Here is a 13,779-nt window from a genome sequence, read left to right as displayed (position 1 = left end):
TCTGAAAAATGCGCTGAGGAATCAAGGAGCGGCGCACATGCAAACCGCCTTTCTATTTGATCATTAGGCTCTGACCCTCATGGTTGTGTTTGATACCAACTAAGGACTATGCCAATGCTGATCTGTTCACTTTTGTTTTATTCGCTACATTGAAAGAGTCTGCTTTGTACGGCGATTTGTCTGCGATGGACCTGCCAATGCTGCAAGGACTTCGCGCTTGTGTGCTTAGTGGAGGGATGAGTTGTCGCATGGGAAGAGACAAATCTCTTCTTGCTCATCCACAAGGTGGCTGTTGGTTGACGCACAGTATTGGTTTGTGCCGTCATCTAGATCTGCCAGTTGATGTGGTGAGTTCAATCTCGAGTCATCGTCAGTTGGTGTCGACGCTTAAAGGTGTTGACTGCAAGTCTGACCCTTTTCCCGGTCAGGGCCCTTTGGCTGCGTTGTCGGCGGTTTTTGGTCAGGCGAAGGTGCTCGCTCTACTGGTCCTTCCAGTTGATATGCCTTGCTTGGACTCTTCGACCCTGGTCCGGCTGATTCATGCTTGGCAGGAGCAGCCTTCTGTGGCTGTGGTTTCACATGACGGAAACCAGCTTCAGCCTTTGTTTGCTGTTTATCCCAACCACAGTGTCTATCGCGATGCCTTGTGGAGTCAGTTGGCTGCTGATCGACTGAGCATGCATGATTGGCTTGGGAGGGTGCCGCATCGGGTGCTTGCCTTGCCTTATGGGGCTTTGCGAAATCTCAACTGTCCTGCTGATCTAGGAACCCTTGAGGAATGATGAAGCCATCAGCTGTCATTGATCTCCTTGCTAGGCCGCTGGGAGTTTTAAGGTTGTCTCTAACTGCAAGATGTAACTTAGCGTGCCGATATTGCTGTCCAGAAAGCATTGAGCCTCCAGGTTTGTTGTCCACTCGCGATCAACTTCGCTTGATCCATGCGGCCTGTCAGTTAGGAGCCCATACGCTTCGACTAACAGGTGGTGAACCTTTGCTCACCGATCGCCTTTGGCCGCTTCTTGATCAACTCTCGCTTGCAAGGCAGAAGGTTGTTCATCCTTTTAGTCGTTTGAAAGACGTGGCTATCACCACCAATGGTTCTCTCCTCAATGATGAGAAGGCGAGACGGTTGCGCGATATGGGAGTGGATCGCATCACAATTAGCTTGGATGCCGTTGATGGAGCAAGTATTGCCCGTATGGCTGGCTTGCGTTCTGGTCCTGAGGCGGGGAAGGCTCTCATTCAGCGCGTCTTGGCGGGAATTGATGCAGCTCGTGCTGCGGGATTCAATCCTGCGCGAGGTCGTCTCAAGCTAAATGCCGTGATCCAACGCGGTCAAAATGATGATCAGCTGATTCCATTGGCGCGTTTTGCAAGGACACAAGGATTGCCATTGCGTTTGATCGAATATATGGATGTAGGCAATCGAAATGGTTGGTGTCGGGATCAAGTTATGCCGGCCAGTGAGATGATTCAGCTTCTTCACAGCCATTGGCCGCTTCAATCCCTTGGTCGTCAACCTGGTGGAACAAGTGGTCAATGGATCTACGAAGATGGTGAAGGTTCTGTTGCCACCATTGCCTCAATTACAGAACCCTTCTGTTCTGATTGCAACCGTCTTCGGATTACTGCAGATGGTCAAGCATTTACCTGTCTCTTTGCCAGTGAAGGCCTTGATTTGCGCCGATGGCTTCGAGAGGATGTCTCCGATTCTGTGCTTACAGAGGTGATGACTGGTCTGTGGACGCGCCGTTTAGATCGTTTTAGTGAACAGCGTGGGTTAGAGCAGCCAGCAAACCATCACGCTGAGATGGCTTATTTGGGTGGATGAGTGGCATCCGCTACGGATTAAACGAGGTATAGGCGTTAAAGCTAATTTCTAATTTTTTGTTGAGATGTTCGAGCTTATTCCTTATACGCGTTTTCGCGATACTCCATCTGTTCGTTTTTTTGATGTCACGATTCCTGATTCGAATGCTCGCGACTTAGTTGTTCACCGCGGGCCAGCGGTGAGTCCGCCGGATGCAGAGGAGAGCGGAGCTTGGCAATTTTATTTGCATCCCCATCAAGAAGACAACCTGTTAGCCGCTAGTGGAGGGCGAACGTTTTATTTGGTCAATTTTGCTTGGGATCAGCCCTTTCATATTGTTCGTCTGGCGTCTGGCGGCGACATCCTTCGCATCCCTCCTGGAACGTTTCATCGATCCATCTCTGATTTGGATGGATCAGTTGTCCTCAATCAAGCGGTTCGTGAGCAGGGAGCATCGTTGACCCGTGAGTTTCGTGTTTATAACAGTTGTCGTATCCCTGCCTTGAGGTTGGTGACGACCAAAGGCGCCATTCGTCCTGTGTTGCATGGTGTTGAGCCGCTTCTTCAAGCTGCCTGAATAAGAGCCGTCTTGTTCTTCGGTTGATTGGTGTTGTCGTTAACGGTGGCTTGAATGGTCCAACTCAGGTGGCTTTGCGTGGATGCAGGCCCGCTGAAGCTGCCCGTGATCGCTGCCGTGAGATCTGGGCGGGAGGAACTCGCCAGCACGATGTAGCGATCGGTTGTTTCTCCACCGGCGCTGGGATCAAACCCACGCCATCCTGCACCTGGCAGATAAATCTCTGCCCAGGCATGCAGGTCGTAGGACTCGGGTGCCGGATTCGCTAAGTGGTACCCGCTGACAAATCGAGCCGGTAAACCAATGCTTCGGCAGCATTCCACCATCAGCATGGCGAGGTCGCGGCAGGACCCAACCCGCTCTCGCAGTGTTCGGCCTGCTGGCCAGGCGGCTCCTTGATGGCGTTGGGTGTACTTCACCCTGTCTTGAATCATTTCGATGAGCTGTTTGAGGAAAGGCAGCGCTTGTTGGTTGGTGCCCATCAAGGCGTCCTGAGCTAAGGCAACTGCTGAGGGATCGTGTTGGCCATTCGGCAGCCAGCCCTCTAGCGCTCCTTGAAGATCTGGATTCAATCGACCACGTGGGTAGGGCAGTAGGGGTTCGCGCCCATTGAGACAATTCAGTAACGGTGCTGGAGTCGTGGTTTCAACGCGACTGCATGCTTCGAAGCGGAGCTCATCAGTGGTGTTTTGAAAGCGCACGCGTTGAATGGCATCGCCGCTGGCTGCTACGAGTTCATGGCTATGGCAGGGCTGGGGTGAAATGTTGAGTTGGTAATCGATTAAGCGCTGATGACCATGGCCCCGAGGTTGCATGCAGAGCCTGTGTTCGCTCAGACTGATTTGAGCGTCGTAGTGATAGGTGATGCAGTGGGTTAGCTCAGCGCGCATGACGGATCAGTGGGAATGGAGCCAAGGTCGGTGGTGATGAAATATCGGGCGTGAATCAGCTGATGCAGTTGATTGAGATCTCCCTGTAATTCGTCGATGGCTTCGTGCAGCCCCCGCTCAATCAAGGCATCAATCCGTACATAGCTCCACTTGGCAAGCAATTGCCCGCGCAGGCACTCGAGATCATCAGGAGGGCCCAGCTGTGGTTGTCGTTGGATTAGCTGCAACGTGTCGTTGATTTGTTGCAAACAGAAGCGCACTGATCGTGGAAAGATCGGATCCAGTAAAAGGAACCTGGCCACGGAAGACGGAGTGATTGCTTGTTGAACACTTTGCCGGTACATCTGATAAGCCCCAGCTGTACGAAGAAGAGATATCCATTGAAGTTCATCAAGAACCCCACCAACTTCTTTTGTGTTTGGTAGTAGAAGAAAATACTTCACATCCAGGATCCTGGATGTTTTGTCGGCGCGTTCGATCCAGCGGCCTAGTTGACTGAAGAGCCAGGCCTGATCACGGCTTAGGGTGACATCCGTAATGCCATAGAAAAGCTGGCAACCTCTTCGGATGCTGCGGAGCTGTTCTTGATCTGGTTCTTGCCAGATTGATTCACCATCTTGAACATTCCAGTAGAGGTCGTTCAGTTGCTCCCACATTTCTGTGGTGATCACATCACGGATCTGGCGAGCATTTTCTCTTGCATTGGCAATGCAGCTCAGAATGCTGTTGGGATTGTCGCGATCAAGGAGCAAAAACCCCACGACATCTTGCGGAGATCGCAGTGGGTAGACTTGATCAAAGCTCTGCCTGTCTCCACTGGCATCAATGAGTGGAAGCCATGGTCCGGCGCTGCCGGGTGGGCAATCCAACGCCATGGCTTCACTCACTTCCAGGAAACGAGAAATGTTCTCTGCGCGTTCCACATATCGATTAATCCAATACAAGGAGTCGGCAACCCGGCTCAGCACGGCATTGCCTCCTGGATGCTTGGTTCAACCTGCCTGTCTTTGACAATCTGGCTGTCACCAACAACCCATGTGTCTTTACAACCTCCTCCTTGCGATGAGTTCACCACAAGGGAGCCACGTTTCAGGGCGACGCGAGTGAGTCCACCCGGGCTGACCCAGTTCGATGCTCCGCGTAAAACATACGGTCTTAAATCCACATGACAAGGAAACAATTCTCCATTGCTTAGTGAGGGAACGGTCGAGAGTTGTAATGTTGGTTGGGCAATGTAATTTCGAGGATTTGCTCTAATTTTTGAGTCGAATTCTGCGATTTCACTTCGGCTTGACTGTGGTCCGATTAACATTCCATAACCCCCTGCTTCAGCCACAGACTTCACTACAAGTTTTTCCAGGTTTTCTAAAACGTATTGGCGATCATCTGGCTGGGAGCAGAGATAAGTGGGGACGTTGTCGATAATCGGTTCTTCGTCAAGGTAATAACGGATCATTTTTGGTACATAGGCGTAGATCAATTTGTCGTCGGCGACCCCAGTTCCTGGAGCATTGGCGATGCCGATGCGGCCATTTTGCAAAACATCCATCAATCCAGGCACGCCAAGTGCCGAATCGCGACGGAACACTTTTGGATCGAGGAAATCGTCATCGATTCGTCTGTAAATCACATCCACCGCTTCTCGTCCAGTGGTGCTGCGCATCCAAACGCGGCCGTCTTCGCAGATCAAGTCACGCCCTTCCACCAGGGCAACGCCCATCTGTTGAGCGAGGTAGCTGTGTTCGAAGTAAGCGCTGTTGAACACTCCTGGTGTGAGCAGCACAACGCGTGGTGAATCTGCCCAAGGAGCTAAGTCCTGCAGTGTTTGCAACAATCTCGAGGGATAGTCGTCGATGGGTTGAACGGTTCGACCAGCAAACAGGCTGGGAAATAACCGCTTCATCACCCGTCGGTTCTCGAGGAAATAGGCCACACCGGATGGACAGCGCAGGTTGTCTTCCAGCACGCGCCATGTGCCTTCTTCGTCGCGGATGAGATCCGGTCCTGAGATGTGACACCAGCGATTCAACGGGAGCTGGATGTCTTGCATCTGGGGCCTCCAGCCCTGAGAGCTTTCCACGTCTTCCCTGGGAATGACACGATCCTTCAGGATTCTCTGTGGTCCATAAACGTCGGCTAAAAACCGATCGATGGCTTCCAAGCGCTGAAGAAGACCACGTTCGAGCTTGGCCCAATCGTTGAGGTGAATGAGCCTTGGCAGGGGATCGAAGGGCAGGATCCTTTCTCCCCCATCTAATCCTGCGCCATTCAGCCGGAAGGTGGCGCCTAGTCGTCGGAGGAGGTTTCCGGCCGAAGCATGATTTCGATTCAGTTCCGTGAGCCCAATCTGCCCAAGCGACGACAGCAGTGGCTCCAAATCTGCTCTGGGAGCAGATTGCTTTCGACAAAAATATTCGTCGTAACCGAGGGTTGGCCGATACTCATTGAACATTGGCTCACCATTGAACTCAGATATCAAAGATCTGCATGTCTGTTGGGCCACGTGTTGTTTGTTACCGATCGCTTGATCGGAACACGAACTGGTTCGAAGGATAGTTTTTTGGTTTCGGTTAATACTTTTTCTGGATTAATGTGTCGGTGATCAAGCAGTGAAGAGAACCATTTTTTGGTCTAGGAATATTTTGCTGACCATTTACTGATGTCATTCTGGACGATGTTCTTTGGCCGGTCGTGGTCAAAGAAGCAGATAACGCTGCGCCAGGGGAAGCACCTCCGCTGGTTCACAGGTGAGCAGCTCGCCATCGGCGAACACCTCATAGGTTTGTGGATCCACGCTCATGTTGGGAAGTGCTGAGTTGAGTTTCAGTGCACTTTTGCCAACGTCACGGGTGTGTTCTACGGCAATACAGGTGCGTTCCAGTCCGAGTTTGCTTTGGATGTTGTCGTTGAGGGCTGCATCGCTCAAAAAGGTGAGGCAACTGGGGGCAAGGGCTTTGCCAAAGGCGGCAAACATAGGTCTTCCATGTACAGGCCCAGGTGTGGGGATTGAGGCGTTGGCATCACCCATTTGGGCCCAGACGATCGATCCGCCTTTCACGACGAGTTGCGGTCGTATCCCAAAGAATCCTGGTTTCCAGAGCACCAGATCGGCGAGTTTGCCTGTCTCTACAGACCCAACTTGGCTGCTGATGCCATGGGCGATCGCTGGATTGATGGTGACTTTGGCGATATAGCGCTTCAGACGGTGGTTGTCGTTGCGGCTTGAATCTTCTGGCAGGGCTCCGCGTTGAACCTTCATTTTGTGGGCCGTCTGGAAGGTGCGTGTGATCACTTCTCCCACCCGTCCCATGGCCTGGGAATCGCTGGCGATGATCGAGAAGGCGCCGAGATCGTGAAGGATGTCCTCAGCTGCGATCGTTTCGCGGCGGATGCGTGATTCTGCAAAGGCCACGTCTTCAGGGATTTTGGGATCCAGGTGATGGCACACCATCAACATGTCGAGGTGTTCTTCGAGGGTGTTGCGGGTGTAAGGACGTGTGGGGTTGGTACTGCTGGGAATCACATTCGCCTCTCCGCAGATTTTGATGATGTCGGGCGCATGCCCGCCGCCAGCACCTTCGGTATGAAAGGTGTGAATGGTTCGGCCCTTGATGGCGGCGATGGTGTCTTCAACGAAGCCGGCTTCATTCAGGGTGTCGGTGTGGATGCAGACCTGCACATCCATTTGATCGGCTACCGACAGGCAGGCATCAATGGCGGCAGGCGTGGTGCCCCAATCTTCATGCAGTTTGAGACCGCATGCTCCCGCGCGTACTTGCTCCTCTAAAGCTTCTGAGGTGCTGGCGTTTCCTTTCCCGAAGAACCCCAGGTTTACGGGTAGGCCCTCAGCGGCCTGCAGCATGCGGCCTATATGAAACGCACCAGGCGTGCACGTGGTGGCATTGGTTCCTGTGGCTGGTCCAGTGCCGCCCCCCATCAAGGTGGTCACACCGCTGGCCAGGGCCGTTTCGATCTGTTGGGGGCAGATGAAATGGATATGGGTGTCAATCCCACCAGCGGTGAGGATGTGTCCTTCACCAGCAATCGCTTCGGTGCCGGGGCCGATCACGATGGTGACGCCTTCCTGGATGTCGGGGTTGCCGGCTTTGCCGATCCCGACAATGCGGCCATCCTTTAGGCCGATATCGGCCTTGACGATGCCCCACCAATCAAGAATGAGGGCATTGGTAATTACGGTGTCAACGGCTCCTCCAGCCCGGGAGGTTTGGGATTGGCCCATCCCATCGCGAATCACTTTTCCGCCACCGAATTTCACCTCATCGCCGTAGGTGGTGAAATCTTTTTCCACTTCGAGGATGAGGTCGGTGTCCGCTAAGCGAATGCGGTCTCCGGTGGTTGGCCCATAGGTTTCGGCGTAGGCCTGGCGGGAAATGCGATAGGGCATGAATCAGGCGTCGAGGGGTCCGTTGATGTGTCCGTTGAAGCCGACCACGCGGCGTGCTCCAGCAAACGGGATCAAATTCACGTCGCGGTGATCACCTGGTTCGAAGCGAATGGCCGTACCGGCTGGAATATCAAGCCTTTGGCCGCGTGCAGCGTCACGGTCAAAGATCAGAGCAGCATTGGCTTCTTGGAAATGGAAGTGGGACCCCACCTGGACGGGGCGGTCACCGCTGTTGGCAACGCTGAGGGTTGTGACCTCTCTGTTGGCGTTGAGTTCCAGTTCGCCGGGTTCCGGTATCAATTCACCGGGGATGAGGGGTGCCATCAAAAAAAGCCTTAGCGAATGGGGTCATGCAGGGTCACGAGTTTGGTTCCATCGGGAAATACCGCCTCGATTTGGACTTCATCCACCAACTCTGGAATGCCCTCCATCACCTGGTCGCGGCTCAGCCAAGTGCTGCCTTCCTGCATCAGGTCGGCCACAGTTTTCCCATCGCGTGCGCCTTCTAAAACCAAGAAGCTGAGCCATGCCACGGCTTCAGGGTGGTTGAGTTTGAGGCCACGCTGGAGTCGACGTTCTGCCAAGAGCGCAGCCGTGACAATGAGAAGTTTGTCTTTTTCCTGGGGGCTGAGGTGCATGGTGACCTTGCACTCTTTCTAGTTTCTATCTCCCTGGGCCAGCGGAATGTTCAAATTGAACGCTTAGGCCTTCAATGGATGTTCTTGTAAGGGCCAGACCCTGGGAATCTGCGGAGGAGCCAGGTCTCGAGCTCGACGGGTGCGAGCCCAAATTCTGCTGAACCAAAAACGGGCATCACGGCTTGAGAAGCCGCTGTAGCGGGCGATCAGCCCCTGGGGGAGAACGCCGCAATGCATCTGGCCTTCGAGATCCTCTCGATCTTGCCGAACGTCATCGATGAGGGTGTTGATCGTTTCTGTAGGAAGAGGGAAGGGTGCCGCCCAAACCAGGGTGCCGAAGACGGGTTGTTGATTGAGTCCATGGATTCCCTTCAGCGCTGCGTCGCTGATTTCGAGTCTGTCAACAAGTTCCCAGCGCTGACCTTCAGGCGTTTGGCGTTGGATCTGAACGCCTGATCTCCAGCACCCCCGCCCCAAGGTTTCGTTTGCGGCAGTGCGCCCGAGACGCACAATTTCTGCGCTGAGAAAGGATCCATCCATCGGCAAGGTGACGCTGAGGTTTTGCTCAAACAGAGCGTCGGCGTAGAGCACAAGCTCTTGGGGTAGCCACTCCAAATCGCTCTCTGCATCCAGCTCTGCCACCACCTGTTGGCGGGCCCATGCACCTCGGGGATGGCGTTGGCTGCGACCGACGGATCCATACACCTTTTGCGCGGCCACGCTGGTGATCAGGCAGCGACTGTTCGATTTCAAGCTGAGGTTGATGCTCAATTGATCTCCCCCCACGAGACCGCCAGCGGTGTGAAGCAGTGGCAGCTCGCAGCGCCCGTTCTTCCCCCGCCCGGCGCGCATTAACTTAAGGGGCGCGGTGCAGCCCCCCTGAAATTGACTGCCGCTGCGGCCTTCAGCAAACAGCAGGTTGCAGGTGCCGTGCCATGGGTCAAGTCGATGCATCTACGCACGCTCGACGCCAACTCTGCTTAGCTCTGTAGCAAGCACTACCAAATAAAAGTGTGCTGTTTGGGCAGTCTTTGTTGTGTGATCTCTTTGGCTGTCTGAACCCTTGGATGTTGGCTTGATCGTGTTGGACCATCGCCTCTTGTCTGAGGAGCCATTGCCGGACGCCACCCCGGCGGCCATGGAGTTGCCGCTGAGTGCGGATCAGCGCACGGTGCTGCGCGGACGTCGTCGCACAGTGTGTGGTCGAGACGTGTTGTTGCAGCTGCCGCGTGAGCGCCCGTTAACACCAGGTGATCGCCTCACCGATGCGCATCATCAGGTGCATGTGCTGGTGACTGCGGCTCCTGAGGAGTTGTTGCGAGTGGAGGCAGCAACGCCGCTTGCATTGCTTGAAGCTGCTTATCACCTAGGAAATCGTCATGTGGCTCTTGAGTTGCATGAGCATGAGCTGTTGTTGCTCAACGACTCCGTCCTCGCCACCATGCTTAACGGTCGCGGATTGAAGGTGACACGGTGTTGCCGTCCCTTCATGCCAGAAGGCGGTGCTTACATCGGCCATCAGCACGCATGACATCGCTTGCATTGCTGCAGTTGGTGAGTCCTGCCTTGCCCGTTGGCGCTTTTAGCTATTCCGAGGGTCTTGAAGTTTTGATCCAGAATGGTTCATTGATTGATGAATTAGATCTCCAACATTGGATTGAAGCGGAGCTTCAAAGGGGTGCCCTGAGGTTGGAGGCTGCGGCGTTAAATCCATTGCGCGTCCAGCTTCAACACTGGGAGCAAGAAAGGTCAGAGATGCCCAGCGAGTTGATGTCTTTGGATGGGTGGTTGTTGGCTTTGAGGGAGTCGGCTGAGGTGCGTGCCCAGCAAGGACAGATGGGCGGTTCTTTGCTGCAATTGATGGTTGATCTTGGACATCCATTGCCTCAGCCGGTGGTGCTGGCTTGGCCGGCGGCCTGGGCTTGGGCTGCTTTGTCGTTGAAGATTTCTGAGTTGGAGATGGTGGAGGGTTATCTCTACGGTTGGGTTGCGAATCAGCTCAGTGCAGCGGTTCGCTTGGTGCCGCTGGGTCCCACTACGGCTCAACGGATCCAGCAGCAGCTGTTGCCGATGATTCGTGAACAGGCATCTGTTTTGAAAGATCAAGACCCGTACACCCTTTGGTGTGGTGGTGCTGGTGCGGGGTTGGCCCAGTTGGCGCATGCTGAGTTGTATTCACGTTTGTTCCGGAGCTGATGAGCAGCAAACTCAGGCTTGGCATCGCCGGGCCGGTGGGCTCAGGCAAGACAGCGCTCGTGGAAGCGCTGTGCAGGAGATTGCGCAACCGCCTGCAATTGGCGGTTGTGACCAATGACATTTACACCCAAGAGGATGCCCAATTCCTGACGCGTTCAGGTGCCTTAGAGCCTGAGCGCATCCGTGGGGTTGAAACCGGAGGGTGCCCGCATACGGCGATTCGAGAAGACTGCTCCATCAACCGAGCGGCTGTGGGTGAACTGGAATGTCAGTTCCCAGGGCTTGATTTGGTGATGGTGGAGAGCGGAGGTGACAATCTTGCGGCCAGTTTTAGCCCCGAATTAGTCGACCTTTGTATTTATGTGATTGATGTAGCGGCTGGGGACAAGATTCCTCGCAAAGGCGGTCCTGGCATTACACGATCCGATTTATTGGTGATTAACAAGATTGATCTGGCTCCCCTTGTTGGTGCTGACTTAGCCGTGATGGAACAGGACACGTTGAGGATGCGGCGGGATCGACCCTGGTGCTTTACCAACCTTCGAAATGGGGAAGGACTCGATCTTGTGGAAGCCTTTGTGTTGCAACAGATACCAAATTGACGCGTATTTGGTCTGCCGATTGGCAAATAGTCTTTGTTGATACAGGAGCTTCTTTCTTCAGATCGGTACCTTTCGAACTCCGGCGTTGAAACGTCGTTCCTCTTGTTTTGATACTCATGAGTTCATCATTGTCCAAGCGTCTCTTTGCCGGCATGGCCGCAGCGTCGCTGGGTCTGGCCGTCACAGCTTGTGGTGGTGGCGATGAGAAAGCCTCCAACGTTGAGTTTGACGACAGCGTTACCGTTGGCATTCTTCACTCTCTGACTGGCACGATGGCCATCTCTGAGTCCACCTTGGTGGATACAGAAAAAATGGCCATTGATGAAATTAATGCTGCCGGTGGTGTTGAGGTAGATGGTAAGAAGTACAAAATTGATTACATCGTTGAAGACGGTGCCTCCGATTGGCCCACGTTTGCTGAGAAGTCCAAAAAACTCATCGATCAGGACAAAGTTCCTGTTGTGTTCGGCGGTTGGACCTCTGCTAGCCGTAAGGCAATGCTTCCGGTGTACGAATCGAAAGATGCTTTCCTCTATTACCCGATTCAGTACGAAGGCCAAGAGTGTTCGAAAAATATCTTCTATACCGGCGCGACTCCTAACCAGCAGTCTGAGCCAGCGACCAGCTTTATGTTCGAGAAGTCGCCAGCTGCAGGCAAGCCCTTCTATTTAGTGGGATCTGACTACGTGTTCCCTCGTACGTCTAACACCATCACGAAGGAGCAGGTGAAGTCTCTGGGTGGAGAAGTTGTTGGTGAAGATTATTTGCCTCTTGGCAATACAGAAGTTGCTCCGATCATTGCCAAGATTAAAAAGGCTTTGCCTGATGGCGGTGTGATTATCAACACCCTCAATGGTGACCAAAATGTTGCTTTCTTCAAGCAAATTCAGGATGCCGGAATTACTCCTGAAAATGGTTATTATGTGATGAGCTATTCCATTGCTGAAGAAGAAATCAGCACAATTGGACCCGAGTTCCTTGAAGGTCATTACGGCGCTTGGAACTACATGATGTCCATTGATACGCCGGCATCCAAGAAGTTTGCTGCTGACTTCAAGGCCAAGTATGGAGCTGACCGTGTTGTCGCTGACCCTCAAGAGTCTGCATACAATATGGTGTACCTCTGGAAGATGGCTGTTGAAAAAGCCGGTACTTTTGATGACGACAAAGTACGTGAAGCCCTGATTGGTATCAAGTTCGATGCTCCTCAAGGCCCAATTGAGGTTCGTCCTAACCATCACATCTCTCAAATCGTTCGGATCGGAGCGATTACTGCAGATGGTCAGTTCGAAATCGTAGAAGAGTCGGACAGCCCAATTGATCCTCAGACTTGGAACCAGTTTGAGCCCACATCGAAGGGCTTTGCTTGCGATTGGTCTGATCCCAGTAAGGGAGAGAAGTACAAGCTCTGATCATGAATAGCTCCATCGACTGATGGCTTGCTTTTGGAGGGGTCCCTTGGGGGCTCCTCTTTTCATTTTTTTCGCTTACTAGACACCCCCCGTGCAACTGCTTTTCGAAAGTTTGTTCAACGGTGTGGCCATCGGCTCTGTGTTGCTGATGGCCGCCCTTGGACTGGCCATTGTGTTTGGCTTGATGGGTGTGATTAATCTCGCTCACGGCGAATTAATTATGCTTGGTGCCTATACCACCTATGTGGTACAGCTCATTTTCAAACTTCCCCTTCTTGCGCCTATTTACAACGCCTACGTATTGGTTGCTATTCCATGCGCCTTCGTTGTGAGTGGTGTTGTTGGTATTTTGCTTGAACGCACAGTAATACGACGTCTATATGGGAGTCCACTGGAGACTCTGCTTGCTACGTGGGGTGTCAGTTTGATTCTCCAGCAGTTTGTGCGCAGCGTTCCGCTTGCCTATGCGGCAGGAATGGTTGTGTTTCTAGTGCTCGGATTCAGTGTTCCGTTGTTTCTTCCGAAGACCTTATTGGAGGGTCGTCAATCTCGGTTTGTGCGACTAGGTGGTTGGGCTGTTTCTGCTTTCATTGGTGTGTTATTTGCGGGTGGATTGGCCTCGCAAATTAGCCGTATTGCTAAGGCAACATCCCGCAATGTGGATGTCACCGCTCCGAAGTGGATGCGCGGTGGTCTCGAATGGATGGATCTCACGTTTCCTGTCCCACGCCTTGTGATCATTGTGATGACGTTGATCGCCGTTGTTGGGGTGATCTGGTTCCTCAACCGCAGTGTTTGGGGTATTCGGATTAGGGCAGTCACGCAGAATCGTTCGATGAGCGATTGCCTCGGCATTCCGACTGACACCGTTGACGTCCTTACCTTTGGGATCGGTTCTGGTTTGGCGGGGGTGGCTGGCGTTGCTGTGTCGTTGTTGGGTTCGGTGGGTCCCAACGTTGGAACCTCTTACATCGTGGGCTGTTTCATGGTGGTGGTGCTCGGTGGTGTTGGCAATCTTCTCGGCACCGTGTTGGCTTCCTTTGCGATTGGCTTATTAACCGATCTAATTGGAGCAGGTCGCCTGCTCACGATTTGGCCAGACATGCCTGAGCCACTGGCTGGCGGGGTTGAATTTTTTGCGACTACGAGCATGGCTCAGGTGATGGCTTTTGCCCTGATTGTGGTTTTCCTTCAGTTCCGTCCTGCAGGCCTGTTTCCGCAAAAAGGCCGAATGGTTGAGGCTTGATCA

General features: G+C 53.3%; 15 protein-coding genes. 8 read left to right on the top strand and 7 right to left on the bottom strand.

All coding sequences use genetic code 11. The features are described 5' to 3' along the window. Positions 1-185 precede the first annotated feature (185 nt). The 3 genes from SYN8016DRAFT_RS09820 (at position 186) to SYN8016DRAFT_RS09810 (ending at position 2,387) form a co-directional block, all read left to right on the top strand. A complete protein-coding gene (locus tag SYN8016DRAFT_RS09820; protein WP_006854235.1) occupies positions 186-782 on the top strand; it encodes a molybdenum cofactor guanylyltransferase in 597 nt (198 codons plus the stop codon). Further along, positions 779-1,831: a GTP 3',8-cyclase MoaA gene (locus SYN8016DRAFT_RS09815; RefSeq protein WP_038014281.1), complete on the top strand. Its 1,053-nt coding sequence runs from the start codon at positions 779-781 to the stop codon at positions 1,829-1,831. The genes SYN8016DRAFT_RS09820 and SYN8016DRAFT_RS09815 overlap by 4 nt, the downstream gene beginning before the upstream one ends. Before the next feature lie 64 nt (positions 1,832-1,895). Next, positions 1,896-2,387 carry a hypothetical protein gene (locus tag SYN8016DRAFT_RS09810; RefSeq protein WP_006854233.1) on the top strand — a complete coding sequence of 164 codons (492 nt, stop codon included), beginning with the start codon at positions 1,896-1,898 and terminating at the stop codon, positions 2,385-2,387. On the opposite strand, the gene SYN8016DRAFT_RS09805 is transcribed toward SYN8016DRAFT_RS09810, so the two are convergent. The 7 genes from SYN8016DRAFT_RS09805 to SYN8016DRAFT_RS09775 all read right to left on the bottom strand — a co-directional run bounded on the left by SYN8016DRAFT_RS09805 (position 2,375) and on the right by SYN8016DRAFT_RS09775 (position 9,274). After that, a complete protein-coding gene (locus tag SYN8016DRAFT_RS09805) occupies positions 2,375-3,277 on the bottom strand; it encodes a transglutaminase family protein (RefSeq protein WP_006854232.1) in 903 nt (300 codons plus the stop codon). The two genes, SYN8016DRAFT_RS09810 and SYN8016DRAFT_RS09805, sit on opposite strands and share 13 nt — an antisense overlap. Further along, positions 3,262-4,245, bottom strand: coding sequence for an alpha-E domain-containing protein (locus SYN8016DRAFT_RS09800; protein WP_006854231.1), 984 nt, complete (start codon positions 4,243-4,245; stop codon positions 3,262-3,264). The genes SYN8016DRAFT_RS09805 and SYN8016DRAFT_RS09800 overlap by 16 nt, the downstream gene beginning before the upstream one ends. Continuing rightward, positions 4,239-5,729 (bottom strand): circularly permuted type 2 ATP-grasp protein, encoded by a 1,491-nt coding sequence (locus SYN8016DRAFT_RS09795; RefSeq protein ID WP_006854230.1) that lies wholly within the window; start codon positions 5,727-5,729, stop codon positions 4,239-4,241. Before SYN8016DRAFT_RS09795 ends, SYN8016DRAFT_RS09800 begins: the two co-directional genes overlap by 7 nt. Before the next feature lie 243 nt (positions 5,730-5,972). After that, the gene (gene ureC, locus SYN8016DRAFT_RS09790; protein WP_006854229.1) at positions 5,973-7,682 is read right to left on the bottom strand and encodes an urease subunit alpha; all 1,710 of its coding nucleotides are present in this window, start codon (positions 7,680-7,682) and stop codon (positions 5,973-5,975) included. A gap of 3 nt (positions 7,683-7,685) precedes the next feature. Next, on the bottom strand, positions 7,686-8,006 hold the full coding sequence (locus tag SYN8016DRAFT_RS09785) for an urease subunit beta (protein WP_006854228.1): 321 nt from the start codon (positions 8,004-8,006) through the stop codon (positions 7,686-7,688). Between the two features lie 11 nt (positions 8,007-8,017). Beyond that, positions 8,018-8,320 carry an urease subunit gamma gene (locus SYN8016DRAFT_RS09780; protein WP_006854227.1) on the bottom strand — a complete coding sequence of 101 codons (303 nt, stop codon included), beginning with the start codon at positions 8,318-8,320 and terminating at the stop codon, positions 8,018-8,020. A 63-nt stretch (positions 8,321-8,383) separates the two neighbouring features. Beyond that, positions 8,384-9,274: an urease accessory protein UreD gene (locus tag SYN8016DRAFT_RS09775; protein ID WP_006854226.1), complete on the bottom strand. Its 891-nt coding sequence runs from the start codon at positions 9,272-9,274 to the stop codon at positions 8,384-8,386. Between the two features lie 109 nt (positions 9,275-9,383). Here SYN8016DRAFT_RS09775 and ureE point away from each other — a divergent pair, with 109 nt between their 5' ends. From ureE to SYN8016DRAFT_RS09750, 5 genes are all read left to right on the top strand, one after another. Further along, the gene (ureE, locus tag SYN8016DRAFT_RS09770) at positions 9,384-9,851 is read left to right on the top strand and encodes an urease accessory protein UreE (RefSeq protein ID WP_038014279.1); all 468 of its coding nucleotides are present in this window, start codon (positions 9,384-9,386) and stop codon (positions 9,849-9,851) included. Next, entirely contained in the window at positions 9,848-10,516 is a 669-nt protein-coding gene (locus SYN8016DRAFT_RS09765) for an urease accessory protein UreF (RefSeq protein ID WP_006854224.1), read from the top strand. The genes ureE and SYN8016DRAFT_RS09765 overlap by 4 nt, the downstream gene beginning before the upstream one ends. Further along, positions 10,516-11,118, top strand: coding sequence for an urease accessory protein UreG (gene ureG / locus SYN8016DRAFT_RS09760; RefSeq protein WP_006854223.1), 603 nt, complete (start codon positions 10,516-10,518; stop codon positions 11,116-11,118). Before SYN8016DRAFT_RS09765 ends, ureG begins: the two co-directional genes overlap by 1 nt. A 116-nt stretch (positions 11,119-11,234) precedes the next feature. Further along, a complete protein-coding gene (gene urtA / locus SYN8016DRAFT_RS09755) occupies positions 11,235-12,530 on the top strand; it encodes an urea ABC transporter substrate-binding protein (RefSeq protein WP_006854222.1) in 1,296 nt (431 codons plus the stop codon). Between the two features lie 91 nt (positions 12,531-12,621). Continuing rightward, positions 12,622-13,776, top strand: coding sequence for a branched-chain amino acid ABC transporter permease (locus SYN8016DRAFT_RS09750; protein WP_006854221.1), 1,155 nt, complete (start codon positions 12,622-12,624; stop codon positions 13,774-13,776). Positions 13,777-13,779 lie beyond the last annotated feature (3 nt).

The sequence above is a fragment of the Synechococcus sp. WH 8016 genome, from assembly GCF_000230675.1.
Lineage (GTDB): Bacteria > Cyanobacteriota > Cyanobacteriia > PCC-6307 > Cyanobiaceae > Synechococcus_C.
This window is presented reverse-complemented; position numbering and strand designations above follow the sequence as displayed.

Bases quoted from the DNA above. Each gene is read 5' to 3' on its own strand.
- SYN8016DRAFT_RS09820 (WP_006854235.1), top strand. From the start codon at position 186: ATGGACCTGCCAATGCTGCAAGGACTTCGCGCTTGTGTGCTTAGTGGA.
- SYN8016DRAFT_RS09815 (WP_038014281.1), top strand. From the start codon at position 779: ATGATGAAGCCATCAGCTGTCATTGATCTCCTTGCTAGGCCGCTGGGA.
- SYN8016DRAFT_RS09810 (WP_006854233.1), top strand. From the start codon at position 1,896: ATGTTCGAGCTTATTCCTTATACGCGTTTTCGCGATACTCCATCTGTT.
- SYN8016DRAFT_RS09805 (WP_006854232.1), bottom strand. From the start codon at position 3,277: ATGCGCGCTGAGCTAACCCACTGCATCACCTATCACTACGACGCTCAA.
- SYN8016DRAFT_RS09795 (WP_006854230.1), bottom strand. From the start codon at position 5,729: ATGTTCAATGAGTATCGGCCAACCCTCGGTTACGACGAATATTTTTGT.
- ureC (WP_006854229.1), bottom strand. From the start codon at position 7,682: ATGCCCTATCGCATTTCCCGCCAGGCCTACGCCGAAACCTATGGGCCA.
- SYN8016DRAFT_RS09785 (WP_006854228.1), bottom strand. From the start codon at position 8,006: ATGGCACCCCTCATCCCCGGTGAATTGATACCGGAACCCGGCGAACTG.
- SYN8016DRAFT_RS09780 (WP_006854227.1), bottom strand. From the start codon at position 8,320: ATGCACCTCAGCCCCCAGGAAAAAGACAAACTTCTCATTGTCACGGCT.
- SYN8016DRAFT_RS09775 (WP_006854226.1), bottom strand. From the start codon at position 9,274: ATGCATCGACTTGACCCATGGCACGGCACCTGCAACCTGCTGTTTGCT.
- SYN8016DRAFT_RS09765 (WP_006854224.1), top strand. From the start codon at position 9,848: ATGACATCGCTTGCATTGCTGCAGTTGGTGAGTCCTGCCTTGCCCGTT.
- ureG (WP_006854223.1), top strand. From the start codon at position 10,516: ATGAGCAGCAAACTCAGGCTTGGCATCGCCGGGCCGGTGGGCTCAGGC.
- urtA (WP_006854222.1), top strand. From the start codon at position 11,235: ATGAGTTCATCATTGTCCAAGCGTCTCTTTGCCGGCATGGCCGCAGCG.